Source organism: Methylosinus sp. C49 (assembly GCF_009936375.1).
Classification (GTDB): Bacteria; Pseudomonadota; Alphaproteobacteria; order Rhizobiales; family Beijerinckiaceae; genus Methylosinus.
This window is the reverse complement of sequence record NZ_AP022332.1, coordinates 2,331,439-2,357,114: the sequence shown is the minus strand read 5'-3', so window position 1 is coordinate 2,357,114 and position 25,676 is coordinate 2,331,439. Positions and strand designations below refer to the sequence as shown.

Genomic DNA, 25,676 nt, shown 5'->3' with positions numbered 1-25,676 from the left:
GACTGACGGCAATGGCCAAATCCGCCATGATCAAGATCAAGCTTCTGTCGACGGCCGACACGGGCACCTTTTATGTGACGAAGAAGAACGCCCGCACCAAGACCGAGAAGCTCGTGTTCAAGAAATACGATCCCGTCGTGCGCAAGCATGTCGAGTTCAAGGAAACCAAGATCAAGTGAGGCGAGGCGGGCCAGCCCGCCTCTTCCGCCGCCGGGCGAGACCGCCGACGCGGCTTTGAAGCTCGAAGACGCCCGGAACTTTCGGACGCTTCCGAAACGAAACGAGCCCGGAAACGGATTTCTCCGTTCCGGGCTCGTTTCGTTTCAGGCGGAGAGAAGATTATTCCTCGATCGTCACGCCTGCCGGCTGCGGCCGCCTTCGTTTCCCCCGAAACGAAGGCGGGCGGCTGGCGCTGGCTTTAAGGAGGCCACTCCAACCAACGCCAGCCGGCCAACCCCACGGACCCAGGAGATGCGGCGGACCTGAGCACTCCGCAGGGTATTCGAAGTTGTCTGCCGATACGCATCCAACGCAAAAGCACGCCTTGGGTTCTTTATTCTTCTTACCCCGACGCTGCCTGACGCGCACCACGTTTTGGCATGGCTGAGGTTAGCTCAGCTGCATAAAAATGCAACCATCTGGCAAAATTTTCTACAAGTTTCAAAATACGCCCATAAAAACAGCCTATTACGAAATAGCCCCGACACCACCCCGCGCTTGGCCAGCGCCGCCTCCCACGACGCCTTTGCTCGGGATCGAGCTTTGTGGCAAACCCACCCGGCCGGGGGCCGTCGGAATGGATGCGCCATCCGCCGCCAAGCAGAAGCGCCGTCAGCGGCGCGGGAGGAAAATCGATGAAGTTTCGAGGTCTCGGATTGGCGCTCGCCGGCGCGGCGGCGCTGGCGCTGGCCGCTTGCAGCGGCGGCCGCGAGCCCAATGACGCCGTCGGCGCCAAGGTGCTGCGCAATCTGCTCTCCAAGCAGGGCGTCAACGGCAAGCTGATCTCCTTCAAGAAAATCGACGGCCGCGCGTTGAAGACGCCGAGCGCCGAGGCTTATGAATTCCTCTATGAGGCCGAGGTGCAGTTCCCGGAGGCCTATGAGGCCGATTGCTCGAACGAGCGCGCGCGCGGCCGCTGCGCCTATCTCGGCCTGGCGGCGAGCCAGAGCTTCCAGAAGGGCGAGGTGCTGAAGGCCGAGGGCACGCTCCATTTCGTGCGATCCGACAAGGGCTGGGTCGGCGAAGACCAGAACGCTTATTGAGCCGCCCGCTCGTCGTGATTCCCGCCCGGATGGGCTCCTCGCGCCTGCCGGGCAAGGCGCTGGCGCCTATCGCCGGCCGACCGATGATCCTCCATGTCCTGGAGAAGGCGCTCGCCGCCGCCATCGGCCCGGTCGCGGTGGCGACGGATTCGGACGAGATCGCGCGCGTCATCTCGGCGGCCGGCGGGCGCGTGGCCGTTACGCGCGACGACCACGCCTGCGGCAGCGACCGCATAGGCGAGGCGCTCCCGACGCTCGACCCCGAAGGCGCGCATGACGTCATCGTCAATCTGCAGGGCGACCAGCCGGACATTGATCCGGCGGCGCTGGCGGCCGCGCTGGAGCCGCTGGCGGAGCCTTCGGTCGATATCGCCACGCTCGCGGCCCCGGCCGCGGCTGGCGAGCGCGACGACTCCAATGTCGTCAAGCTGATCGGCGCCGAGATCGCGCCCCGGCGGATGCGCGCGCTCTATTTCACCCGCGCCCCGGCGCCGCATGGCGAGGGGCCGGACTATCATCATATCGGCGTCTACGCTTTTCGCCGGGCGGCGCTGGCGCGCTTCATCGCTTTGCCGCCGTCCCCGCTCGAGCTGCGCGAGCGGCTGGAGCAGCTGAGGGCGCTCGAGGCCGGCATGCGCATCGACGCCATGATCCTGGACAAAGCCGCCCGTGGGGTGGATACCAGCGCCGATCTGCAACGACTGCGCGAGGCGCAGGACAAAGACGAACGGAGCCGTCGATGAGCGAGCGGCCGAAAATCGCCTATCAGGGCGAGCCCGGCGCCAATTCCGACATCGCCTGCCGGGACGCCTATCCCGATTGCGAGCCCCTGCCCTGCGCCAGCTTCGAGGATGCTTTCGCGGCAGTGACCGAAGGCGTCGCGGCGCTGGGCATGATCCCGATCGAGAATTCGATCGCCGGCCGTGTGGCGGATATCCATCATTTCCTGCCCAACGCCGGGCTCTACATCATCGGCGAATATTTTCTGCCGATCCATTTTCAGCTGATGGCGCCGCGCGGCGCGACACGCGAGACGTTGCGCGGCGTCTACAGCCATGTGCATGCGCTCGGCCAGTGCCGCAGGATAATTCGCGAGCTCGGCCTCACCGCCCATACGGCGGGCGACACCGCCGGCGCCGCGCGCGAGGTCGCGGAGTGGAAGGACAAGAGCAAAGCCGCTCTCGCGCCGCGCCTCGCCGCCGACATATATGGTCTCGACATTCTCGCCGAGAATGTCGAGGACGCCGCGCATAACACGACGCGCTTCGTCATTTTGTCGAAGACATCGAAATGGGCGGCTCCGGGCAATGGCCCGACGATGACGAGCTTCGTCTTCCGCGTGCGCAATGTTCCCGCCGCGCTCTACAAGGCGCTCGGCGGCTTCGCCACCAATGGCGTGAACATGACCAAGCTCGAGAGCTATATGGTCGACGGCGAATTCGCGGCGACGCGCTTCCTCGCCGATGTCGACGGCCATCCCGAGGAGCCGCCGCTCGCCCGCGCGCTCGACGAGCTGCGCTTCTTCTCCAAGGAGCTGGAGATCATCGGCGTCTATCCGGCGCATCGGTTCCGCCTCGAGAACAAGCGTCCATTCGAGTATGGCGATTAGCGACGCGCAATGCTCGCCGCCTTCCTTCTCGCCGTTCACGGGGAGAGGGAGTGATCGCGCCGCCTCTATCATCGTGGAAACCGTAGGACAGCAGGACATTTCAGACGGGAGAAGCCCCATGGCCGCAGCCTATGACAATGACAATGTGTTCGCCAAAATCCTGCGCGGGGAAATTCCGGCGCATAAGGTCTACGAGGATGATGTTGCGCTCGCGATCATGGACATCATGCCGCGCGCCGAAGGCCATGTGCTGGTGATCCCCAAGGTTCCCGCGCGCAATCTCTTGGACATCGACCCGGCCGCGCTCGCGGCGCTCATTCCCCGCGTGCAGCATGTCGCCAAGGCGGCCAAGGACGCCTTCGGCGCCGATGGCCTCACCTTGCAGCAGTTCAACGAGAGCGCCGGCGGACAGGTGATCTTCCACCTGCATTTCCATATTCTGCCGCGCTTCGAAGGCGTCGCGCTGCGGCCGCCGGGGACCATGGCCGATGGCGAGAAGCTGAAGGCGCAGGCAGAGAAGATCAGAGCCGCGCTGGGCCCGTTTCCAGGCTGACCGTCGCGCGCTTCAAGCGCGCCCGAATATTTTCCGTAGCTCTGTCTTGGCCCTCTCCAAAATGCGGCGGCGTTCCGCTGGCAGGCCGCGGCCGGCGCGATTGATGTAGAAGGTGAGCATGGACATTGCGGAGCGGAATGGCGCGCTCTTGCGGCGCGCGCTCTTTTCCGCCGAGCGCTTCAGCGAGCGCGCTATGGCGCGGGAATCGTCCAGCGTGAAGACATCCGGCTCGAGGTCCAGCGCATTGCTCTTGCGCCCGACCTCGGCCGACCAATAGGCGGGTTTGCTTTTCTCGCCGCTCAGGCGGCGCGTGCGCTCTGGCAATGCTGGCCGCCGGGCTGGGAGACGCCGCGCAATGTCGCGCCGCTGAGGCCGGCGTCACGATCCATGGCGAGATCGGCGAGCGAGACGATGCCGACGAGCCGCTTGCCGCGATCCAGCACGGGCAGCCGACGCAGCTGCTGCTCCGCCATGTTCTGCGCGACGTCCTCGACGTCGTGATCCTCATAGCAATAGCGAACGTCTCTGGTCATGGCGTCACGAATCTTCGTCTCCGCGCCCTTGCCGGCCGCGATGGCGCGCAAGGCGATGTCGCGATCGCTGATCATGCCGACGAGACGATCGTGCTCGCCGACCGGCAACAGGCCGATGTCGAGATCGGCCATGCGTTTGGCCGCGTCGCAGATCGTCTGATCGGGCTCGACGAGACAGACCTCGCGGGTCATGATGTCCTTGATCTTCATGGTTCGACTCCGTGTTTCCCTGGAAACTTGCGGGGCCGGCGAAGGTTCCGCGCTCAGCGCGCGAGCAACGCGACTGCGAGGGCGCAGGCGAGCGCGAGCGCGGAAGCGGCCGTGACGCGAAAGCCGAGGCCGGCGCCGCCGATCCACCATGTCAGCGCCGCCTTGGAGAGCGTGTTGACGGCGACGGCGAGGCCGATCGACGCCGCGGCCGCATCGAGCGAGACCGTCGCGCGATCGAGCCGCGCCATCGATAGAGTAATGGCGTCGACGTCGACGACGCCGGAGATCGCCGCGACCGCGAGCGCGCCCGCCTCGCCCGCCATTCGGGTCGCGAGACGCGCCACGATCGCGACCACGGTGAGCAGCGCGCCGAATTGGAGCACCGCGCCGAGATCGAGAGGGTTCTTCGACGCATGGCTCACATCGGTCGAAGAGGCGACCGCGCGGCGCATGAACAAAAGCGCGAAGGCGAGCATGACGGCGCCGCCTGCCGCGAAGGGCGCCGCGAGAACGCCGAGGAGCTCGATGTCGATCAGCGCGACGACGGCGAGCACGCGCAGCGCCATTGTGGCGTTGGCGAATAGAGCGCCCGCGGCGAAGAGCGGCGCGCCTTCGCTCTGCTCGCGCGAGAGGCGCGCCAACGTCATCGTCGCCGCGGTGGAGGAGACGAGGCCGCCGGCTATTCCCGTCAGCGCCACGCCGCCAGCGCCGCCGGCCGCCTTCATCGCCACATAGCCGAGGAAGCTGATGACCGCTATCAGCACGGTCAGCAGCCAGATCTCATGCGGATTGACCGTCTTCCACGGATCGACGGCGCGGTCCGGCAGCAGCGGCAGCAGAATGACCGTCATGGCGGCGAGCGTCAGGCCGGAGCGCAGTTCCACCCAGCTGAGGCGCCGCAGCCAGCCATGGCTCGCCGATTTCAGCGCCAGCAGCCCCGCCGTGACGACGCCCGCCGCGGCCGCGGCCTCGACATCGCCGACGACGGCGAAAGCGCCGAGCGCGAAAGCCAGCATAGCGGCGACCACTGTGGTCGCGCCGAAGGTCTCGTCATGGACGATCTCGCGATAGCGAAACAGGACGATCGCGCCGGCGAATGCCATGAAGGCGAGGCCGAGCGAGACGGCGCCGCCTATGCCGGTCTGATTGCAGATCGCGCCCCAGACGGCGCCGAGCAGCGCGGCCAGCGCATGGGTGCGAAAGCCCGCGGCGCGCTCGCCCTCCTCGTCCTCGCGCGCCTGCCAGCCGCGCTCGAGGCCGATCAAGAGGCCGATCGCCAGCGCCACCGTCAGGCGGCGGAACAATTCGGTCGTCTCCATGCGCCGGCCTTTTTAAAAAAACGCGAAGAACTATAGCCTCGTTCCGGCGAACATGCGCAGCGCCGCCGGCGAGACGCCTTGTCGCAGCTCGAAATAGCCCGCCCAAGGATCGGCGCGCAGCGCCGCGAGGCGGCGCTCGACCTTGTCGAGGCAATAGAAGTCGGCGCGCTCTATGCGGCCGAGCTCGTCCCAGGAGACGGGCGTCGCCACGGAAGGCGTCTCCCGCGCGCGCGGCGAGAAAGGCGCCACAGCGCTCGCGCCGCGATCATTGCGCCGATAATCGATGTAGATGCGGCCATGGCGCCGCGCCTTGGTCGCCATTGCGGTGAAGCGGGCCGGATCATCCGCGGCGAGACGGCTGGCGACGCCTCTGGCGAAAGCCGTGAAGGTCGGCCAGTCGAGCGCGTCATCCAGCGGCGCGACGACATGCAGTCCCTTGCCGCCGGTGAGCAGCGCGAAGCTCGCGAGCCCCGCCGCCTCCAGCAAAGCGCGGAAATCGCGCGCGGCGCGCTTCACCTCCTCGAAGGACACGGACGGATCGGGATCGAGATCGAAGACGAGACGATCGGGGCGCTCCAGCGTATCGAAGCGCACGCCCCAGATGTGCAGCTCCAGCGCATCCATCTGCGCCGCGCCTTCGAGGCCGGAAAGATCGTCGAGGAAGAGAAATTCCTCCCGTTCGCCGTCGCTCCCGACGATAGGCGCGGCCATGAGGCCCTTGGGCAGGCCGCGCCGATGATGACGCTGGAAGAAGCAGCCATGCGCCGCGCCATTGGGACAGCGCAGCAGCGACAGCGGCCGCCCGGCGACATGCGGCAGAGCGAAAGGCGCGACGCGGCGCCAATAATCGACCAGCCTCTGCTTGGTGACATGAAGCGCCGCCGGATAGAGCGGCTTGTCCGGGTTGGTGAGGCGGATCATCGCCGGCCTCGCTTCGGCTCGCGGGGCGATGGGATGGAGGCTCCCTCATCCTGAGGAGCGGCCGCAGGCCGCGTCTCGAAGGATGAGGGAGCCTCCATGCGCTGGCTGCTGGATCTCGCCCTCGTGCTTCGAGACGGTCGCTTCGCGACCTCCTCAGCATGAGGGCGAGGATTGCAGGACATTGGAGAACTCACCTCACTCGCCGGCTTGTCCTCGCGCAGGCCGATGAAGGTCGGATGACGCAGCACTCCCTCCTTGGTGCGCTCCGTATAATCGATCTCGACGACGAGCCGCGGCGCCACATAGCGCGCATGACGCGCGATTTCCGCCGGAACGGCGGCGAAAGGCGAGGTCTTGCGCGCATGCGCGCGCAGAGCGGCGCCGATCTGCGCGAGAGCGCGATCGGAAAAGCCGGCGCCGACGCGGCCGCGATAGCGCAATTCGCCATCGACGAATTCGCCGAGCAGCAGAGAGGCGAAGTCGCGGCCCTTCTTCGACGAAGGACGATAGCCGCCGACGACGAACTCGTCGCGGCCGAGGCATTTGACCTTTATCCAAGCGCGCGTGCGCCGCGAGAGATAGGGGCGATCGACGCGCTTGGAGACGACGCCTTCGAGCCCCATGCGTCGGCATTCCGCGAGAAAACGCGCGCCGGCGCCGATCACATGGCCGCTGTAGCGTATCGCCGCCGGCGGCTCGGCGAGCAGCGCCGCGAGACGATTCTTGCGTTCGAGCAATGGCGCATTGGAAACATCCTCGCCATCGAGCTCCAGGAGATCGAAGGCGTAGAAGACGAGCGCGCGCGGGCGCTTCTCCAGCATCTTCTGCAGCAGGCCGAAATCGCTGCGGCCGCTCTCCTCCAGCGCGACGATTTCGCCATCGATGAGCGCGCTTTTCATCGGCAATTGCGCGGCGGCTTCCGCTATGCCGGGGAATTTCGTGGTCCAATCTAGGCCGGAGCGCGTGTAGACGCGGCACTTGCCGCCCGCCGTCGCGACGAGCGCGCGATAGCCGTCGAATTTGATCTCATGCAGCCAGTCCTCGCCGGCGGGCGGCTCGGCGGCCTGCGTCGCGAGCTGCGGCGCGCGGAATTTCGGCAGGCGCGGCGCGTGGGTTTCGCCATCGGCGATCTCCTCGAAATTGCGGCCTGTCGCGACGCTGCGCGTCCATTCGCGCGCCGGATCGAGATCGGCGTCGGCCTGCCCATCCTTCATTTTGACGAGCAGCCAATTTTCTTTGGGCTCTTTCGCCCGGGGCGGCATGCGCACCAGCGCGAAGCCGCCTTTCAGCCGCTCGCCTTCCAGCGTGAACTCGAGACGTCCGTCGTCAAAGCCGCTTTGCGGATCGCCCTTCGGCGTCCAGCGGCCGCGATCCCACAGCATCACCTCGCCGCCGCCATATTCGCCTTTGGGAATCGTTCCCTCGAAGCTCCCATAATCGAGCGGATGATCCTCCGTGCGCACGGCGAGACGGTTCTCGCTCGGGTCGAGGCTGGGGCCGCGCGTGACGGCCCAGCTCTTCAGCACGCCATCCAGCTCGAGGCGCAGATCGAAATGCAGCCGGCGCGCGCGATGCTTCTGCACGACATAGGCGCCCTGCCCTTGCGCCCGCGCGGCGCCTTCCGGCTCGGCGGTGCGGTGAAAATCGCGCTTGGCGCGATAGGCGGCGAGCCGCTCGTCCTTTGCTGCGAGCGGCCGCTCGCGGGGAGAAGCGCGATGAGCCGATGACGCGCGCGCGGATGGACCCAATTTGCGCTCCTCTCGCGGTCACGCGCGTTTCTTGACCGGCCCTGTCTTCGCCGCCGCCTTGGCCGACGCCGTCTTCGCCGCGCTCGCCTTTTTCGTCGGCGCGGCGGCGCGCGCCTTGCCATGTGCGGGTTGCGTCGCGCTCTCGCCGACGCTGCGCTTCAGCGCCTCGATGAGATCGATCACCTTGCCGGGACCACGACGCTCCTCCTCGCCCGTGGTGACGATCGCCTGTCCTTCGCGCTTGCGCTCGACGAGATCGCGCAGCGCCTCGGCGTAGGAATCCTTGAACGCTTTCGGGTCGAAAGGCGCGCTCTTGCGCTCGATCAGCTCGGTCGCCAACGCCACCATCTCGGCGTCGCTCTCGCCTTCGCCGATCTCGGCGAAATAGGGCTCGTAGGCGCGCAGCTCATTGGCGTAGCGCAAGGTCTCGACGAGCAGACCCTTGCCGAGCGGCGTCACCGCGACGATGCTCTCGCGCCCGCGCATGGTAAGCCGGCCGATGCCGATCTTGCCGGCGCGGCGCAGCGCCTCGCGGATCACCGCATAGCCTTCGGTCGAGACGTCGCCTTCCGGCGCGAGATAATAGGGCCGATCGAAATAGCGCGGATCGATCTCCTCGCGCCCGACGAATTGCACCAGCTCGATGGCCTTGCCGCTGTCGAGCTTGATCTCGTCCAGCTCGTCCGGCTCCAGCACGACATAGGAATCGTCGCCGATCTCGAAGCCTTTGACGATATCGGCCGAGTCAATTGGGCCAACGCCGGGCACGACCTTCTCGTAGCGCACGCGCTTGCCCGATGGCTTATGGATCTGATGCAGCGTCGTCGCCTGGGCGCTCGACGTCGCCGCATAGAGCTCGACGCCGATGGAGACGAGCGAAAGCCGCAGATAGCCTTGCCAATAAGCGCGCGCGCGTGGAGCCATGAGGTCGGACCCTTTGCTGTTCGCGCTCTCATCTAGCGCCGCGGCGCGCGCGGACGATGGCGGCGTTGAGCTCGCCGCCATAGATGAAGATGACTCCCGAGAAATAGAGGAAGACGAGCGCGATCATCGCCGAGGCGAGGCCGGCGTAGGTCAGCGCATAGCGCTCCGAGAAAGCCGCGAGATAGCGGCCGAAGGCGGCGCCCGCGACGAGCCACAGCAGCAGCGTCGCCAGCACGCCGGGCAGCATGTCCGCAAAGCGCCGCCGTCCCGCCGGCAGCCAAGCATGTATGGCGAAGAGCGTGAGCGCCAGAATGAGCGTCGCGACGCCATAGCGCGCCAGAGTGACCATCTGCTCGAAGGGCGCGAACCAATCGAGATAGCGCGCCGCGGCGTCGGTGATGAGCGGTCCGAGCACGACGAGAACGGACAGCGCCAGCAGAGCCGCCGCGCTGCCGACGACATAGACGATCGATTCGAGCCGCAGCAGCCACCAGCTGCGCGTCTCCAGCGCCTCATAGGCGCGATTGAGCCCGATGCGCAGGCTCTCGAGGCCGCTGGAGGCGAAGTAGACGGCAAAGAGCGCGCCGAAGGTGAGATTGCCGCCCTGTGGCTCCGTCGCGACGCGCTTGATCTCTCGCGCGATCGGCGCCGCGACCTCCTGCGGCCAGGCGTCGAGCAGCAGACGCCCCGCCTCGTCGGCGAGGCTCTTGGAGCCCATGAGGCCGGCGAAGGCCGTCACCACGATGAGAAAGGGAAACAGCGACATCAAGGTCGAGAGCGCGATATGGCTGGCAATGGCGAAGCCGTCGCGCTCGACGAAATGCAGGAAGGCGTCGAGCGGAACGCGCAGCAGCGCGGGCAGGCGCGCCGCCCAAGGGGCGAGCGGCCCGAGGGCGCGCTGGAAAACGGCTTTCTCGACATCGTCCAAGGCGCCGGCTCCCCGCGCTGATCGCGCGAGGGAATATAGCGCCGCGCGATCCGCGAGGCGGCAACTTTCGCCGCCGCGGCACGTTGACGATGGGAAGCGGCGGCGACGCTCCCGCGCCGCCGCCGCCGGCTCGCTCAGACGCCGCGCCGCAGCACGCCGCCGACGAGGGCGACGATGAAGAGCACGATCGCCACCCAGAACAATATGCGCGCGGCGTCGATCGCCGTGCCGGCGACGCCGCCGAAGCCGAAGAAGGCCGCGATCAGCGCGACCACCAGAAAGACGACGGCCCAACGCAGAAGATCGCTCATCTCTTTCTCCCGAAACCGAGGATGATGGGTGATAACGCCGCCGCGCCGATCCGGTTTCCCGCCGAAAGGAGGCGCAGATGAGTCTCGGACAGAGAACGCAGCCCCGCCCCCGGCCCGGCGAGGAGCGCAGCTTCACCCTGAATTTCGGCCCGGTGCATCCGGCCGCGCATGGCGTGCTGCGGCTGGTGCTGGAGCTCGACGGCGAGGTCGTCGTCCACGCCGATCCGCATATCGGCTTTCTGCATCGCGGCACGGAGAAGCTCATAGAGGACAAAACCTATCTGCAGGCCCTGCCCTATTTCGACCGGCTCGATTATGTCGCGCCGATCAATCAGGAGCACGCTTTCTGCCTCGCCGCCGAGCGCCTGCTCGGCCTCGCCGTCCCGCGGCGCGCCCAGCTCGTGCGCGTGCTCTATTGCGAGATCGGACGGCTGCTCTCGCATCTGCTCAACATCACCAGCTGGGCCTCCGATTGCGGCGCGCTGACGCCCAATCTCTGGGGCTTCGAGGAGCGCGAGAAGCTGATGGTCTTCTATGAGCGCGCGTCCGGCGCGCGCATGCACGCCAATTATTTCCGCTTCGGCGGCGTGCATCAGGATCTACCGCCAGCGCTCATCGACGACATAGAGGCCTTTTGCGATCCCTTCCTCGCGAGCTGCGACGATCTCGAAGGATTGCTCACCGAGAATCGCATCTTCAAGGAGCGCAATGTCGATATCGGCGCCGTGACGCTCGAGCAGGCCTGGGGCCTCGGATTCTCCGGCGTGTTTCTGCGCGCTTGCGGCGCGCCATGGGATTTGCGCAAGGCGCAGCCCTATGAATGCTACGAAGAGATGGATTTCGACATTCCAATCGGACGCCACGGCGATTGCTACGACCGCTATTGCGTGCGCATGGAGGAGATGCGCCAGTCGGTCCGCATCATCCGGCAATGCGTCCAGAAGCTGCGCGCCGCCGATGGACAGGGAGCCGTCGCCGTCCTCGACGGCAAGATCACGCCGCCGCGACGCGAGGCGATGAAGCGCTCGATGGAGGCGACGATCGAGCAGTTCAAGCTCTATAGCGAGGGAATCCACGTGCCCGCCGGCGAGGTCTATGCGGCGGTGGAGGCGCCCAAGGGCGAGTTCGGCGTCTATCTCGTCTCCCATGGGCTCAACAAGCCCTATCGCTGCAAGCTGCGCCCGCCCTCCTTCGCCCATCTCGCGGCGACCGACCGGCTCTCGACCGGCCATATGCTGGCGGATGTCGCCGCCATCGTCGGCTCGCTCGATATCGTCTTCGGAGAAATCGACCGCTGAGAAGGAGGAGGAAAATGCCGACCCTTTCGGAAAAGACGACCCTCGTAGAAAAGACCTGCACCCCCTGCCGCGGCGGCGTGCCGCCGCTCGCGCGCGCCGAGGCGGAGACGCTGCTCGCCGCCGCGCCGGACTGGACGCTGATGGACGAAGCGCGCCGCATCGAACGCGGCTTTCGCTTCGGCAATTTCCGCGAGGCGGCCGAATTCGTCCGCCAGATCGGGCAATTGGCCGAGGCCGAAGGCCATCACCCGGACATCGCCTTCGGCTGGGGCTATGCGACGATCTCGCTGCAAACGAAAAAGATTGGCGGCCTGCACGAGAACGACGTCATCATGGCGACGAAGATCGACCGCATCTTCTCGCGCTGGCAGGGATTGCCGGCCGGCCGCATGTGAGCGACCCCTGTGACGCCCCCGCCTTTTCAAAAGCCCTGAGCTCTTGTAGATATCGGAGCGAAGTCCCGGTAGCTCAGCAGGATAGAGCAACGGTTTCCTAAACCGTAGGTCAGGGGTTCGAATCCCTTCCGGGACGCCATATGGTTGATGCTAGGAAATTGCCGACAGTCTTTCCCTCAATGCTGGTCGCTCTTGCGGCCGCCTTCAAGGCGATAGTACCACTACCAAGAAAAGTAAACGACAGGGCATGTCACGAGGAGGTCTGTTTGCAACAATCCGTGTTCATGAATGAGGCTGGACCGGAAAGCTCGGTTACGAGCTTCCGAGCCGGAATCGAACTGATTGGGTCAGAAGCCGGTCTGACCTATGACCATTTCATTTTTTCGTCGCGCCGCCGCGGTTGCCTGACGCGCAGTCCGAGATTCCGCCTAGCGAAGGGCGTCTATCTCATTAAAGTTCAAGGTGAGAATTTCGGGCTGTCCGGCCTCGATGACAGCTTTTTAGAAATTTCCGATTCGACCGGCCTCGGCCGATACAAGCAGTCTCTGCTAGCCGGAATCAGCCACGATCAAGCAACGCTTGCGTCGTTTGTCTATGTCAATTCCGAGGATGAGGAGGGTTTGGAAGTCGGCATATTTGTGCCAGAAGGCGTAAATATTCGCCTCGACTCGATCGAAATTCAGCAAACAAAGTATATGCATGATTTTTCTATACTTAATAAATCATATAGAAAAGATTTGAGGTGGACTGTCACGCTTTATCGCTCTTGGTGCAGATTCACCGAAACCAAGCATCCCTTCTATATTGTCGTCCCGGAAAGCGACCTATCTATCTTTATTGACGCCTTCGCTGCAGAGATCGACAATAGTCAGATCTCCCGATTCCCCAATATTCTTTCTGAAGAGTGGGTGTTAGCGGCTGCAAATATCGAGCCATCGCCCGGAATGTCTGGGTGGCATATTCAACAGTTGATAAAGCTGTGCTTTTCGAAGCTGAAAATTGCCACGAACTATCTTACCATGGATAGCACGATGCTATTCACGAAAAAATTCAACTACTCGTCGCTTTTGAGCGATGGCTCAATCTATACTGCAGCAGCAGCGACTTCCAAAACTGATTTTTTTGATCGGCTTCGAAATGCCAATGAGGACGGTTGGCTCGACGGCAAGATCGTCAATATTTCAGAATCGTTCAATAGAATTTGCACGGTGATGGAGAACCACACCGAGAGCACGAACGCCTACATATCTTGCACAGGCATGTTCAACTCCGATTTGTCGGCAGAACTCGACGCATTCGCGCATAGCCGAGGCGTGAACGGATTCGTTGGCCTGATCGAGATCGCCCCTTACGAGTTCGCTTGGTACGGAGAATTCGTCTACTCGCAACGACGATCATGCTTTATCCCACATGACCCGCATTTGATGACGCTTGCGCAATCGGCGGAACAAGCGGAGATGATTGATCGGTGCGAGTTCAACACGCATGATCATCACTTCGGTGTGATGTTACAGCTACCCGCGGCTGACCTATGCAACCCCGAAAGCCTTTATAGCGCGATTGCCGAAGGCCGTCTCAGATGATTATCGAGGGGGACGCGCGCTTGTAAAAAGCGCGAACTCCCCCTCACCCGCCTCACGAAAAATGCCGCTCCTTCATCAAATCCACCTCGAGCCGAGCTTGGAACAGCGTGGTTTCGACGTCGTCGGTGAGCGGCAGACGAAACTGGCCCACGCCGGAAATCGCGCTGCGCGGGTATTGGTAGAGCAAGGACCCGCTGTCGGCGTCGCCGCCGCCTATCGCAGCGATGCGTGGCGTCGACTGCAAGCGATCGAAGGACGCCTGAATCGCGTCGAAACGGCGCAGCGAGTGTTCGTGCGCCGCGGTGATATGGCTGAATATATGCTGGAGACGATCATGCAGCGCCTGCGGGACGTCTGGCGACGGCATTTCCAAAGGCGATCTGTTCGGCTCGAGATCGAAAGTCCCCAGCTGATATTGCGGCCGATCCGCCACCCTCACCTGCACCGAACGCATTGTCGCGCTCGGCGTCGCGAAGGCGGTCACCTCGCAGTCGAAACCATGAAGACCGTTGCCGCCCACCCGCTCGGCGATATCGTCCCGATACAGATTTGCCTTGGTCCTCTGCACCACCTCGCCGTCGAGTAGAATTTCGAGCACAACCGGCTCATTCCGCTTGGCGTCATAGATCCAGCCGCGGACACGCTTGGCGCTAACCTCGTCGACGACGCCGGCGAGACTGCCGCCAAATCGCAAACTATGCGCGGCGACCTCCCTGTCGCGAAAAGTACGAACGGCAATCATCCGCCCCAGCCATTCGATCAATGTCATGCCGCTCTCCGTAGCTCTCGGCGAATGAAAAACGAATTTGCCCGAGACAGTCAAGATTGCGCGAGAGGGGCGCGATCAAAACTGCCGATAGGTGTGCTTTCCATCCAAGAACTCGAAAATGCGGCGCGCGCAATCGTTCCACGATGGCATTGCGATTCCTTTCGAGGGCGTAGGACCGCTCGCGAGCTGCTCGCGCACGGCGGCGGCCAGCTGCGAGGCCGAGCCGGCCGAAAAATAGCGCGCATGCTCACCGCCGAGCTCGGCGAAAACCGGAAGGTCGCTGAGCAGGAGCGGCGAGCCGAAATGCGCCGCCTCGTATATCGGCAGACCAAAACCTTCCGCGATCGAGGCGACGATGGTCGCCGCCGCGCTCTGATAGAGCCGCGCGACGTCGGCCTCCGGCATGAAGCCGAGGTAGAAGAAGCGCTTTCCCTTCTCCTCATGGCTGTCGAAGCGTCGCAGCAGCTCATCGACGCTCCAGCCGGCCTTTCCGACGAAGACGAGCGTCGCATCGACGCCCGACGCCCATAGGCGCTCGAAAGCGTCGAGAACATAGTCGTGCCCCTTGCGCGGCTCTATCGTGCCGACCATCAGGAACAAATTCTCGCGATCGGCGAGTCCGGCGGTGACGGCCGTGACCGGAGCCGACGCTTGCGCCTTCGACGCGAAATCGGCGCCGAGCCGCGCGTAGCCGATGCGCAACCCCGGCCGTGGCGTGATCCCGCTGCCCTCGATCCATTCAATGAGACCATCGGCGCCGCTCTGCGATGTGCAGATCAGCCCGGCGCCCTTCTCGAGCAACAGCGTCAGCCAGTTGGCGACCGAAATTTTTACATGGTCGAGAAACAAATCGGGATGTTGCAGCGGCAAAATGTCGTGAACGAGTCCGAACGCCGCGCCGCCGATCTGATCGAGACGATCGATCGGCTCTCGCATCCAGTCGGCGAGATGCCAAGTCCCATCGGCCATCAAAATTTTATCGAAAGGACGAATATCCAAGACGCCGAACCGCACATTCTCGACTTCGACCGGGGCGCGAGCGCCGCAGCTCTGCGCATAGTCATCGGCGTAGATCAGGCCGGCCTCGGTATAAGCGAAGGTCTGCGGTCGCAGACGCGCATCGTCCCAGGTGTAGGCGGCGCGCGTGATTTCACGCACAACTCGCTGAACTCCGGTCTTGAGATCACCCTCCCTGATGTGGGTCACATCGATCAGCAGCCTCGGCGCGAGTTCGGAGCGCTCCTGCCGAACGTAAGAACGCGCGATCTCCTGAACGAACTCCTGCGTGATCGGCGCGTCCCGCAAGAGACGAGCGATCGTCTTGCTGACCGTCTTCGGACCGCAAGTTTCGGCGTGCTCGGTCATCGCAACGACGGATCGCACGAATTTTTCGGCGATCTTTTCAGGATTCAGCACCTCCGCGCAGTAACGGAGCGCCGCCTTGCTGTAGGCCTGCCGCAGCGCAGGATCGCCCGCGAGCGCATCGAGCGCCTCGACGACGGACTCTGGCTGGCAGCTGTCGAGCGCGACAGCCACCTGCGCAGGCAGCTCCGCAGACGGCCCCATGCGATTATATATGAAAGGCGCGCCATTCATGAGCAGATTGAGGATCGCTCCCGAGGTCTCGCCGCGGGTCAGCGTCCGCAATTGGACGCCGATATCGGCGGCGACAATGTAGAGATCGTAGATCTCCTTCTCGACATAGCCGGTGATCTGGATATCGGACCGTCCGGCGATGGCGCGCAATACCTCTCGCGCATACGGCGAGTCGTGATTCACGCCGCCTTCGAGCTCGCCGACGAGAAGCAGCCGCGCGTCGCCAGATCGCCCCGCTATCGACCGCTTGAATCCTTCGATCAGCTCGAGCACGCCTTTCGTATGAGCGACATGGCCGAGCGAGATAATGACGAGCGCCTCCGGCGGGATCGCGAGCGCCTCCCGCGCCTCGGCTCGGCTCGGCCGGCTCTTGCGCGCCGCCCCGGCGCGATACTGCGGCAGAACGACGATTTTGGGAGCAGCGGCGCGGCGCGAGGCGGCGACTAGCACATCATGCGCGAAGCGCGAATGAACGATGACGCCGAGGCTGCGATGCGTCGACGTGGCGCTGCAGGGCAGAGCGTCGACGAGCGCGCGCGCCGTGCGGTCGCCGCCCTCGCCGGCGAGCACTATGGCGCGCGCAGGACCTCCATGCTCCTGGATCATGCGACGGATGAAGGCGTCGGGATCGCCGGGATCATAGGACAAATAGCCGAGATAGGCGTCATGAATGACGACGACGCCGGGAAAGCTCTCGATATAAGGGAGCATATAGTGGTGAAACGGCGAATTGCCGAGCTGATAGACGATCGCGTCGTAGAGATGCGCCTTGAATGGGAATTGCGAGTGGTGCCAAATCGGCATGTCGTCGAAATTGGTCTCGACCTCGGCCACATCGTCGACGAAAATCTCGAAGGACGCGAATTTGGAGAGCGCGGGGAGAAACTCGGCGCTGTAATCGGCGACGCCCGTTTTCGCTGAGGGAAGCGGCGTGAACATCGCGATGCGCGGAACGCGCCCGGCCACGCTCGACGTTTTGCGTCCGCTGCGCGCGGCGTAGGTCTCCTCCCAGGCGTCGAGCGCGCGGCGGGCGCTCTTTTCCCAGGTGAAGAGCGCGGCGCGCTCGCGAGAATAGGCGCGCATGCGCTGCAGCTCGCCCTCCTTGGTGAGCGCGCGCGCCATTGATTTCGCCATATCCGCCGGCTTTTCCGCATCGAAACGATAGGCCGGATCGTCGACGATCTCCGTCAGGCTCGAATTGTCGCCGACGAGCACGGGCGCGCCGCAGCGCATCGCTTCGATCACCGGAAGACCGAGCCCCTCGTAGAGAGGGGGGAAGACGAAGAGCGAAGCAGCGTTGTAGAGCTCGACGAGCTCCTCATCCGACACGAAGCCCGTCGTCACGACGAGCGGCGCCACGCCGAGGCGCGCCGCCTTCTCGCGCAGAGCGAGCGCCTCGGCGCTTTTGATGTCATAGACGATCAGGAGCTTGTATTTATCCGCCAGCTCCTTGTTGGCGATGGCGAAAGCCTCGAGCGCCCCATCGAGATTCTTGCGGAAATCCGGCCCGCCGACATAGAGGATGAATTTCTGCCCGGGGGCGAAGCGGCGCCATATGGCCCCGCGATGCGCCTCAGCGGCGGAGAGGATGCGGAAGTGATCCGCGACGCTGCCGAAAATATTGACGACGCGCTCCGGCCTCATATGAAAAAGCCGCTCGGCGTCTTTCTTCGTCGCATCGGATATGGCCAAGCCGACATCGAGCTGCGGGATCAGGCTCGACGTGCGCTTATACCAGAGAGCGACCTGCCAATCGGTGAGATATTTGTCTGGATAGAGCAGCGGAATGAAATCATAGAGAGTGGCGGATCGAATGATGGGCGGCTTGGGAAAGTCGATGAAAGCCGCCGCGGCGCCATAAACGCTCTCGCCTTCGAAGACGCTCGATATGTGATAGACGTCGGGGCTGACCGTCTCGATGCGATCATTGCGCAGGACATTGGCGACCTGCTCGCGCCTCTGCCGTTCGTGCCAATCATATTGCACGCTGGGGTAGTCGTGCAGAATCACATTGCCGAGATCGTCCAGCTTCGCGATTTCCGAGATCAGATCGGCCGACTTGTCCAGATAATGCCGGTTGAGCAGAAACATGAAGTCGTGCTCACTGCCGATGCGGACGATTTCCTTCGCGAGAGAGAGAGAATAGCGCCCCATTCCTCGGGATTGCGCCTCGGTCTGACAGCATTGCAGATCAATCAGTATCTTCATCGCGTGACCCTGGCAGCGCACATCCGCACCGACGTCGAGTGGCGAGCGTGACGGCGCGAGCGTTTCGGTAGGAAATCAGTGCGGGAGCAGCTCCGAAAACTCGGCTTCGTCGAAAAGCAAGTCCGCCGGCGCCGCGTAGCCGCCTCTCAGAGGGAGAGAGAGACGACGCCGCGCGAGCGTTCTGTCATCGAAGCAATGTATGGGTCAAGTGGAGCATATCGCTCGTGCGCCCCAATTCGAGATCGCGCACAGCCTTGCGGGGCAAAAGGCCTCGCGCCGTCGCCGAAAGCAGGATTGTTCGCGCGCTGGCCCTCTCCGCGCCGGCGCTTTATGAGCTGCACTGGCCTTTTCTTGCAATTTCTATTTGCGTAGAGACCCAGATCTGCTGTAGAAATGCTTGGTTTCTATCCCGAGCATGTAAATGGCCTCGGCTCCGAGGGGATATTTTAGATATGGCGAGCACGCGCAGAGTTTGGGTCGCCGGACATAAAGGCATGGTCGGCTCCGCCGTGACCAGGCATCTCGAGGCGAGAGGAGAGTCCGTCCTCAAAGTGGACCGTTCCGTGGTCGACCTCCGTAATCAGATCGCCGTGGAAGTCTGGCTGAAGCAGAATCGCCCGGATGCGATCATCTTCGCCGCGGCGAAAGTCGGCGGCATCTACGCCAATGACACTTATCCGGCCGATTTCATCTATGATAATCTCGCCATCGAGACCAACATCATTCACTCCGCCCATGCGGCAGGGGTGAATCGCCTCGTTTTTCTCGGATCGTCCTGCATCTATCCGAAATTCGCGCCGCAGCCGATCACCGAGGACGCGCTGCTGACCGGCCCGCTGGAGCCGACCAACGAATGGTATGCGATTGCAAAAATCGCCGGCATCAAGCTGTGCCAAGCCTATCGCAAGCAATATGGCCGCAGCTACATTTCTGTCATGCCCTGCAACCTCTACGGGCCAAACGATAATTTCGACCTGCAGACGAGCCATGTGCTGCCCGCCCTGATTCGCAAGTTCCACGAGGCGAAAGTAGCCGGTCGCGACGAGGTCGTCGTCTGGGGCAGCGGGACTCCGCTGCGCGAGTTTCTGCATGTCGACGATCTCGCGCGGGGCGTCGTCTTCTGCCTCGATCATTACGACGGCTATGAGCACATCAATTGCGGCGCCGGCTCCGAGGTGACGATTCGCGAGCTCGCGGAGACCGTGCAGCGCGCCGTCGGCTTCTCGGGCCGGCTGGCGCTCGATGCGACGAAGCCCGATGGAACGCCCCGCAAGCTGATGGATTCGAGCCGGCTTCGCGCGCTCGGCTGGACGCCGCAAATTTCCCTCGAGGATGGCATCGCCGACGCCTATCGATTCTTCCTCGCCAGGGAGAAAGCAGCTGCCGCCGCCCCTGTCCTCGAAACGGTCGGCTGAGTTAGCCCCGAAAAAAAAGCGCCCCATCGAGGGGCGCTTTTCTTCATCGCAGCGGCGAATGAAGTTTACGCGGTCTGCTGGATCGCCGATAGTTTCCAGGCCTGCGGTCCCTCGCCCGCGGGGCGGCGGAAGGTCCACACTTCGGTCGATTGCGTCGGCTGGGTCGCGTCGCCGGAGACGATCTTGCCGGTCGCGCGATCGATGAAGAGATCGATCAGCGAGAAGCGCATCGCCACGGTCGCATATTCGTCCGAGCCCTCGCGCCAGGCCTCGGAGAGGTCGCCTTGCAGCAGCTTCACCTCGGAGATGCGGTTGATGACGCCCTCGCGCGCATTGGCGCGAATGTCGTCGGAGAAATAAGACACCATCTCCGGCGTCGCGAGATCGTGCAACCGGCCGATATCCTCCTGGCTATAGGCGGATTGGGCGTCGGCGAGCACGCGCTCGAAGGCGCTGAAATCCTCCGGCCGCAGATTCAAAGGCTCGCTCGTCGGGTGACGTGGGGCGGCCGCGCCGCCGCCGAAGCCCGTCCCGCCGCCGGTGAAGGCGAAGGCGCCCGGACGCGAGCCGCCGGCGCCGCCCATCGCGCCGGCAAGGCGGCGATTGGCGAACCATTGAAAGGCGAGCCGCGCCAGAAGGGCGATGATCGCGATCTGGACCAGAAGGCCGATGATGGAGGCGAGGCCGCCGAGCCCGCCCATCAGGCCATTGCCCGAGAGAAGGCCGAACAGGCCGGCGCCGAGCAGGCCGCCGGCGAGGCCGCCGAGCAATCCGCGGCCGAAGGAGCCGCCGAGCGGGCTGGCGGCGGGAGCGGCGGCCGGGCGCGACGGCGCGGCGGGCGAGGGCTGCGCCTGCGGCTGAGGCGCGGGCTGCGGCGCCACGCTGCGCTCCATGGGCGCGGCCGGACGCGGCGCCGTTGTCGTCGCGGGCGGCGCGGAATAGCTCCGCGAGCCGCGGCTTCCCGAACTCGCGCCGCCGCCCATTTTGGCCTCGGCGAGCGCCGGGGCGAAGGCGATGAGCAGGGCGAGCGCGAGCGCCGGCAAAGATTTGGAGTTCGATGTCCAAGTCGACATGACTATCCTCGAGCGGTTCGCCCAGAGATGAGGAATCACTCGGGCGCCATCTATATAGGAATGCTCCGACCTTGCGGCAAAGGGCCGCGCGGCCGGAAGGCAGAATCGGTTTCCGCCGCTCATGAAATCGGAAACTCTTCTAATTTTTCATTTAGAACGAATTTTCTCGAACGTTCGCGTTCGAGCGCAAAGCTCGGTTCGAGGAGGCGCGATGCCCGTGACGCCCAAACTGGTCTTCGTCGCCGCCGTGGCGCGCAATCGCGTCATCGGCGCGGGAGAGCGCACGCCCTGGCGGCTGAAGAGCGATCTCGCGCGCTTTCGCGAAATCACATGGGGCAAGCCACTGCTCATGGGACGACGCACTTTTGATTCGATCGGCCGCCCCCTGCCCGGCCGCGAGACCGTGGCCTTGTCGCGCGACCCGCGATTTCGCCCCGAGGGCGCCCATGCGGCGCGCAGCCCCGAGGAGGCGCTCCGCCTCGCCGCCGAACTCGCGGAAGCCATGAGCGCGGCGGAGATCATCGTCGCCGGCGGCGCGGAGATCTATTCCGCCTTTCTGCCTCAGGCGGATGTGATTCACCTGACCGAGGTGGCGCTGACGGTCGCCGGCGACGCGCTGTTTCCGACGCTCGATCCGGCGGAATGGCGCGAGACGGCGCGCGAGACGCCGCCGCGAACGGCCGAAGACGAGGCGGATTTCCAATATATTCGGCTCGAGCGCCGGTGAGCGGCCGATCGGCTGCAGATAGTGCGCAAACAGCTGTTGCAGGTCGGAGAACCTGAAGCTATAACCCGCCTCGACCAGCGGCGACCGCTTCGCGGACGCCAGATCGGAGTGTAGCGCAGCCTGGTAGCGCACCTCGTTCGGGACGAGGGGGTCGGAGGTTCGAATCCTCTCACTCCGACCAAATTTTCTCATGACTTCAGTGGCGTAGCGCGAGCGTCCCATTTGGGCGCTCCGCGACCCCGGCTCGTCGGTCGGCGAGCGCACGACCGCCTCGCGACGACCATATTGCGCCTCGAGACCGCCGAGACCGGGAAGCGCGCCTTTCGAGCGCCATGACGATGCTCGGCGCGCCGAGCAGGACGGCGGCTGCGCATATTCGGGAAAATCACCTAAAGGCGACTAGGCGAATCTCCCGAGACACAAGGTGCGCCGACGGGTGAGAAAGCGTCCTCTGTGCATAAAAAAACTCGAGGAAGCTCGGATGAAAATCCTTCTGATCGGCTCCGCCGCCTGCATCACGGCGCTCATTGCGACGGCGTGGCTGATGACATTCGCGAAATGGTTCCCGATAAAGGCCGTCGACAGCTTCGTCATCGACTATAAGACGATGATAAGAGCGCATGTCGACTATGCGTTGATGGCGCTGTTCGGCGTCGGATTCTATGGCTCTGGCGTCGAGCTGCCGGTCATTGCTTGCTGGTGCGTGGCGATCGGCGGCTTCTCCAATCCGACAGTCTTCACCATCGCGGCTTTCGATCCGAACTTCTGGAGCAAGCCTTTGTGGAAGGCCTATACGGCGCTGAGCTTCGTCGTGTCCTCGGTCGGATTTATCTGGATCGCCTATGCGCTGGCGATGCACGCGATCAGCTAGGCCGTGTCACCCCGCGCCTCAACCGCCGATCGTGGCGAGATAACTGCGCGACAGCGTCGGCAAATCGGCGCGGAACGCCGCGGAAAAAGCCGCGGCGAAGCCCTTTCCCTCCTCCAGCCGGCGCAAAAGCTCGGCGAAGCCCGCCTCGTCCTGCGCCTTCAGCCAGGCCACGAACATGGCCGCCTGACGAAAGGCCAGCCGCTGACGGTAGAGGAGATCGAATCGCGCGAAATCGCCGCCGCGCTCGTCGGCGAAGGCGATGGACGAAAAATCCCGCCAGACGCCCTGCTCGCTCATGATGAGCGCATGGCCGTCGCGAATGCGCGCCCTCGCCTCTTCCTCGCTCATCTCCTCCGCGCCGGCGCCGCCCGAGATCATGACGGCGAGGCCTTCCACGAACCAGCTCGGCGGACGCTCGGCCCATAGCCCCCGCCAGCCGTAAAAATGGGCATGCGAAAGCTCATGCGTCAGCACCGGCGCGAGGCGCGCGCTCTCCGCGCCGCAGAGAGTCGGCGAGAGCACGACGCGGCCGGACAAGGCGACAGCGGCGATGCGCGGATCGCCCATGCCATTGGCCTTGGCGTAATTGTCATAGGAGCCATAGACGCCGACAATGGGCGCCTCGGCGAAAGGGCGTCCATGCGCATCCTCGACGCTGCGAATCGCCTCCGGCAGCATGCGGCCGACAATGGTGGCGCAGCCTTCGGCCGCCGGCTCGAAATGCACGGGCGAATCGGCGGCCAGAGCCGGCAGCCATCGCGGATCGTTGAAAGCGGCCTGCGCGAAGTTCCACAGGCGCGGGACCCCGCCGAGCACGAGAGCGACGATGACCAGCAAGGTCAGCGAGAAAAAAGGTCTCATGACGAAAAATCCGCGCGGCGCGCCGTCTCTCGACGGCTGAACGCCACATCGATCGCCGGCGCCAAAAATATGCGCCGGAGCTTATTACAGGAAAGGCGTCAGCGCGAGCCGATCGAGACCGGCGTCCAGCCGCCCGCCTCCATCTCCACGGCGAAGGAGACGCCGCGGGCGATGAGCTTGTTGCGTTCGGAAACGCCGGCGACGGGCGCGCGGTCCGATGTCGCGATCTCCGCGATCGGCGCGCCCGCCGGCGCCGTCTGGTCCGGTCGCGCCAGCCCGCTGATTCGGCCGGCGACCGGGGCGCGCACCGGCTCCTCGCCGATGAAGCCCAAAATCTCGTCCGCCTCGACACGCTCGCCGATCGTCTTGCGCGCGGCGAGCGCGCCTTCCGTCATCGCGATCACATCCCAATAGTCCAGCGCCAGACGATCCGCGTCGCGGCGGCTCGGCGGCGCGTCTCCGGCCCGCAGCACGGCGCCCGGATCGAGCCCATCGGTCGCGATGACGAGATCGCAATCGGCGCCGGCGACGAAGCCGGAGCCGACGCCGATCGTCAGCTCGGCCGCATTGGCGAGAGATCGCGTCGGCCGGCCGTCATGGTCCGGCGCCGAGACGATGACGTCCCAGGGCCAGCGTTCCACCACCTCGTCGAAAGGCCGCAGCAGAAGCGGCAGAAATTGCCGGGTCTGCATGCCGCAGAGAAATTCCGTCGGCCGGTCGGCGCGGCGCGCCTCGACGCCGCCCAGAGTGGCGATTCCGTCGAACCAAGCGTCGGCGTAGCACATGCGGCGCCGCAGCGCCCGCGGCGGCCGCTCCTGATGGAGCACAGTGGCGTAGCCCTCGCCGATCAGCCGCCTCGCCACCGCGGAGGCCCTTTCCCCGACGCCGCAGACGAGGATGCAAAGCTCTTTGTTCATCGCCTAGCCTTCACCATCGTTCCCTCGCCGGACCACATTATGTATTTATATTACATATTGCGGCGCAGCGTAACCGCCAGGATCGCAGTTTTTCCTGCAAACCGGGTCGGCCGCTGGCGCGAGGCCGCAAAATGCCATAGCATGAGGCACAGATCGCTTTTTACAAAAAAATTGTTTGCTGCGGATGCACCAATGGGCGGAAAGCTCGTCCAAGAAATCGTGGCGTTCCTGAGCACTGGCGCTCCCTTTGCGGTAGAGTCGCTCGCAGGGCTTTTCGCTGCGCCGATCATCGCTCTGCTGGTCTGCGCGACTTTCATCCTGACCATCGGCTATTGCTTCAAATCTTTGGAAAAAAATCCGGTGATCTACACGGCGGGCCTGCTGTTCTCGCTCGGCGCGGGATGGCTGGTCGTCTACGAGTTCTGCCGCTGCGTGCCGCACCCGAGGGACCTCTATCTAAACGTCGTGAAATCGATGGCCGGCTGCGGAACAGGCTTCCATTTCGACGAAAAAACGAAACAATGCGCCTCCGGCTCGAGCGCCTCTTCGAATCCACTCGATAAGCCCTCCCAAAGGCCGCTTGCGCTCGGCTGTCCTGCGGCCAGCCATTATGACGCCGCCGCCGGAAACTGCGTATCCGACGCGCGACCGACTTCGCTGGACTATTTGAAAGATGCAGCGAAGGAACGTTTGCACAAAACTCAGAGCCTGCAAGACCTGCTCGATGGGTCGCCCTTGACCGCGAAGTTCCTGACGCGGCCGATCTGCGAGCCCGGCAAACATTACAGCTTCTTCGAGCGTCGATGCATAACGACTGAGCCATCCTCACCGCCGACGACATCCCGACCATTCGATAAGATGAGCGAGAGCGTCGAAACGCCCAGTGAGCTGTTGCTGCGGAACATGACCGGAGAATTTCGCTGGCGCGCCAAATGCGGCCTGAACCAGCATCGGGACCTGAAAACGTTCCTCTGTGTGGACAATGCCGTTGCGGCTCCGCCGTCGCCCACGGCCTCTGGCCGAGCGCCCGAGGGGACCGCGCCCTGACGATTAGACGGCGACGATCCCCTGCTCTTCGTCCGGCTCTTGTCGTATAGTGACGGCATGACTCGCCCTTTCCTCTCGCGCCGCCGATCGACGCCGCCGACCAAATGACCATAGCCGAGCCGCACACTCTCGCCGTCCGCGTCTATTACGAGGACACGGATTTCTCCGGCCTCGTCTACCACGCCTCCTATCTGCGCTTCATGGAGCGCGGCCGCACCGAGCTGCTGCGCGATCTCGGCCTCGGCCAGCGCGAGCTGCTGGAGGCGCAGGGCGGCCTGTTCTTCGTCGTGCGCGCCATGACGATCGATTTCCGCAAGCCCGCGCAAATGGACGATCTCCTCACTGTGGCGACGACCGTCCGCGAGGTCTCCGGCGCCTCCTTCGATCTCGACCAGCGCGTCATGCGCGGCGAGGAGACGCTGGTTTCCGCGCAAGTGAGGATCGCCGCGGTGGAAAACGGCCGGCCGCGAAGGCTTCCGGCCGAAGTGCGCGAGAAATTCGCAGCGGTCGCCATGCCGCGCGGCGCGTGACCTTTACGGTCCCTTAAGCCTTCCGCTCATATTTTCTGATTGTGCGGCGCATCCAGGACAAAATCTCG

At 64.2% G+C, this 25,676-nt stretch carries 26 protein-coding genes and 2 tRNA genes; 15 read left to right on the top strand and 13 right to left on the bottom strand.

The annotated features are described in order from the left end of the window. The first annotated feature begins 11 nt into the window (after nt 1-11). The 5 genes from rpmG to GYH34_RS11145 all read left to right on the top strand — a co-directional run bounded on the left by rpmG (nt 12) and on the right by GYH34_RS11145 (nt 3,424). On the top strand, nt 12-179 hold the full coding sequence (rpmG, locus tag GYH34_RS11165; RefSeq protein WP_003612885.1) for a 50S ribosomal protein L33: 168 nt from the start codon (nt 12-14) through the stop codon (nt 177-179). Nucleotides 180-854: 675 nt separating this feature from the next. Continuing rightward, on the top strand, nt 855-1,262 hold the full coding sequence (locus GYH34_RS11160) for a hypothetical protein (RefSeq protein WP_161913644.1): 408 nt from the start codon (nt 855-857) through the stop codon (nt 1,260-1,262). Further along, nucleotides 1,259-2,005, top strand: a complete 747-nt coding sequence (locus GYH34_RS11155; RefSeq protein WP_161913643.1) for a 3-deoxy-manno-octulosonate cytidylyltransferase — start codon at nt 1,259-1,261, stop codon at nt 2,003-2,005. Before GYH34_RS11160 ends, GYH34_RS11155 begins: the two co-directional genes overlap by 4 nt. Next, complete coding sequence (locus GYH34_RS11150) at nt 2,002-2,871, top strand: prephenate dehydratase (RefSeq protein ID WP_161913642.1); 870 nt, start codon at nt 2,002-2,004, stop codon at nt 2,869-2,871. The genes GYH34_RS11155 and GYH34_RS11150 overlap by 4 nt, the downstream gene beginning before the upstream one ends. 118 nt (nt 2,872-2,989) lie before the next feature. Continuing rightward, nucleotides 2,990-3,424, top strand: a complete 435-nt coding sequence (locus GYH34_RS11145; protein ID WP_161913641.1) for an HIT family protein — start codon at nt 2,990-2,992, stop codon at nt 3,422-3,424. A 12-nt stretch (nt 3,425-3,436) separates the two neighbouring features. Here GYH34_RS11145 and GYH34_RS11140 read toward each other — a convergent pair whose 3' ends face one another. The 8 genes from GYH34_RS11140 to GYH34_RS11105 form a co-directional block, all read right to left on the bottom strand. Then, nucleotides 3,437-3,748: a DUF3175 domain-containing protein gene (locus GYH34_RS11140; protein ID WP_161913640.1), complete on the bottom strand. Its 312-nt coding sequence runs from the start codon at nt 3,746-3,748 to the stop codon at nt 3,437-3,439. Beyond that, a complete protein-coding gene (locus GYH34_RS11135) occupies nt 3,724-4,167 on the bottom strand; it encodes a CBS domain-containing protein (RefSeq protein ID WP_161913639.1) in 444 nt (147 codons plus the stop codon). The genes GYH34_RS11140 and GYH34_RS11135 overlap by 25 nt, the downstream gene beginning before the upstream one ends. A gap of 53 nt (nt 4,168-4,220) precedes the next feature. Next, complete coding sequence (locus GYH34_RS11130; protein ID WP_161913638.1) at nt 4,221-5,486, bottom strand: MgtC/SapB family protein; 1,266 nt, start codon at nt 5,484-5,486, stop codon at nt 4,221-4,223. A gap of 30 nt (nt 5,487-5,516) precedes the next feature. Continuing rightward, nucleotides 5,517-6,407, bottom strand: coding sequence for a non-homologous end-joining DNA ligase (gene ligD / locus GYH34_RS11125; protein WP_161913637.1), 891 nt, complete (start codon nt 6,405-6,407; stop codon nt 5,517-5,519). Continuing rightward, complete coding sequence (ligD, locus tag GYH34_RS11120) at nt 6,404-8,155, bottom strand: non-homologous end-joining DNA ligase (RefSeq protein ID WP_161913636.1); 1,752 nt, start codon at nt 8,153-8,155, stop codon at nt 6,404-6,406. The genes ligD (GYH34_RS11125) and ligD (GYH34_RS11120) overlap by 4 nt, the downstream gene beginning before the upstream one ends. 18 nt (nt 8,156-8,173) lie before the next feature. Further along, a complete protein-coding gene (locus tag GYH34_RS11115; protein WP_161913635.1) occupies nt 8,174-9,079 on the bottom strand; it encodes a Ku protein in 906 nt (301 codons plus the stop codon). A 28-nt stretch (nt 9,080-9,107) separates the two neighbouring features. Then, nucleotides 9,108-10,007 (bottom strand): YihY/virulence factor BrkB family protein, encoded by a 900-nt coding sequence (locus tag GYH34_RS11110; RefSeq protein ID WP_018265490.1) that lies wholly within the window; start codon nt 10,005-10,007, stop codon nt 9,108-9,110. Nucleotides 10,008-10,141: 134 nt separating this feature from the next. Then, nucleotides 10,142-10,318, bottom strand: a complete 177-nt coding sequence (locus GYH34_RS11105; protein WP_018265491.1) for a DUF1328 domain-containing protein — start codon at nt 10,316-10,318, stop codon at nt 10,142-10,144. Nucleotides 10,319-10,395: 77 nt separating this feature from the next. Between GYH34_RS11105 and GYH34_RS11100 the strand changes: the two genes are divergently transcribed. From GYH34_RS11100 to GYH34_RS11085, 4 genes are all read left to right on the top strand, one after another. After that, a complete protein-coding gene (locus tag GYH34_RS11100; protein ID WP_161913634.1) occupies nt 10,396-11,616 on the top strand; it encodes an NADH-quinone oxidoreductase subunit D in 1,221 nt (406 codons plus the stop codon). A 14-nt stretch (nt 11,617-11,630) separates the two neighbouring features. Then, a complete protein-coding gene (locus GYH34_RS11095; protein ID WP_161913633.1) occupies nt 11,631-12,011 on the top strand; it encodes a 4a-hydroxytetrahydrobiopterin dehydratase in 381 nt (126 codons plus the stop codon). A gap of 62 nt (nt 12,012-12,073) precedes the next feature. Continuing rightward, a tRNA-Arg gene (locus GYH34_RS11090) sits at nt 12,074-12,150 on the top strand. A gap of 127 nt (nt 12,151-12,277) precedes the next feature. Then, nucleotides 12,278-13,594 carry a DUF6492 family protein gene (locus tag GYH34_RS11085; RefSeq protein WP_161913632.1) on the top strand — a complete coding sequence of 439 codons (1,317 nt, stop codon included), beginning with the start codon at nt 12,278-12,280 and terminating at the stop codon, nt 13,592-13,594. A 52-nt stretch (nt 13,595-13,646) separates the two neighbouring features. Here GYH34_RS11085 and GYH34_RS11080 read toward each other — a convergent pair whose 3' ends face one another. Then, a complete protein-coding gene (locus GYH34_RS11080; RefSeq protein WP_161913631.1) occupies nt 13,647-14,363 on the bottom strand; it encodes a hypothetical protein in 717 nt (238 codons plus the stop codon). A 75-nt stretch (nt 14,364-14,438) separates the two neighbouring features. Continuing rightward, nucleotides 14,439-18,167 carry a glycosyltransferase gene (locus tag GYH34_RS11075; protein WP_161913630.1) on the bottom strand — a complete coding sequence of 1,243 codons (3,729 nt, stop codon included), beginning with the start codon at nt 18,165-18,167 and terminating at the stop codon, nt 14,439-14,441. Nucleotides 18,168-18,619: 452 nt separating this feature from the next. Between GYH34_RS11075 and GYH34_RS11070 the strand changes: the two genes are divergently transcribed. Then, nucleotides 18,620-19,582, top strand: coding sequence for a GDP-L-fucose synthase (locus GYH34_RS11070; protein WP_161913629.1), 963 nt, complete (start codon nt 18,620-18,622; stop codon nt 19,580-19,582). A 65-nt stretch (nt 19,583-19,647) separates the two neighbouring features. On the opposite strand, the gene GYH34_RS11065 is transcribed toward GYH34_RS11070, so the two are convergent. Beyond that, the gene (locus GYH34_RS11065) at nt 19,648-20,655 is read right to left on the bottom strand and encodes a Tim44 domain-containing protein (protein ID WP_161913628.1); all 1,008 of its coding nucleotides are present in this window, start codon (nt 20,653-20,655) and stop codon (nt 19,648-19,650) included. Nucleotides 20,656-20,866: 211 nt separating this feature from the next. On the opposite strand from GYH34_RS11065, the gene GYH34_RS11060 reads away from it, so the two are divergent. The 3 genes from GYH34_RS11060 (at nt 20,867) to GYH34_RS11050 (ending at nt 22,253) form a co-directional block, all read left to right on the top strand. Then, on the top strand, nt 20,867-21,382 hold the full coding sequence (locus GYH34_RS11060) for a dihydrofolate reductase (protein ID WP_161913627.1): 516 nt from the start codon (nt 20,867-20,869) through the stop codon (nt 21,380-21,382). A gap of 104 nt (nt 21,383-21,486) precedes the next feature. Beyond that, a tRNA-Pro gene (locus GYH34_RS11055) sits at nt 21,487-21,563 on the top strand. A gap of 300 nt (nt 21,564-21,863) precedes the next feature. Further along, nucleotides 21,864-22,253 carry a hypothetical protein gene (locus GYH34_RS11050; RefSeq protein ID WP_161913626.1) on the top strand — a complete coding sequence of 130 codons (390 nt, stop codon included), beginning with the start codon at nt 21,864-21,866 and terminating at the stop codon, nt 22,251-22,253. An 18-nt stretch (nt 22,254-22,271) separates the two neighbouring features. Here GYH34_RS11050 and GYH34_RS11045 read toward each other — a convergent pair whose 3' ends face one another. Continuing rightward, the gene (locus GYH34_RS11045) at nt 22,272-23,114 is read right to left on the bottom strand and encodes a hypothetical protein (RefSeq protein WP_161913625.1); all 843 of its coding nucleotides are present in this window, start codon (nt 23,112-23,114) and stop codon (nt 22,272-22,274) included. A gap of 98 nt (nt 23,115-23,212) precedes the next feature. Next, nucleotides 23,213-24,031: a hypothetical protein gene (locus GYH34_RS11040; protein WP_161913624.1), complete on the bottom strand. Its 819-nt coding sequence runs from the start codon at nt 24,029-24,031 to the stop codon at nt 23,213-23,215. 192 nt (nt 24,032-24,223) lie between these two features. On the opposite strand from GYH34_RS11040, the gene GYH34_RS11035 reads away from it, so the two are divergent. Further along, entirely contained in the window at nt 24,224-25,078 is an 855-nt protein-coding gene (locus GYH34_RS11035) for a hypothetical protein (RefSeq protein WP_161913623.1), read from the top strand. 104 nt (nt 25,079-25,182) lie between these two features. Beyond that, nucleotides 25,183-25,608, top strand: a complete 426-nt coding sequence (gene ybgC / locus GYH34_RS11030; RefSeq protein WP_161913622.1) for a tol-pal system-associated acyl-CoA thioesterase — start codon at nt 25,183-25,185, stop codon at nt 25,606-25,608. Nucleotides 25,609-25,676: the final 68 nt, after the last annotated feature.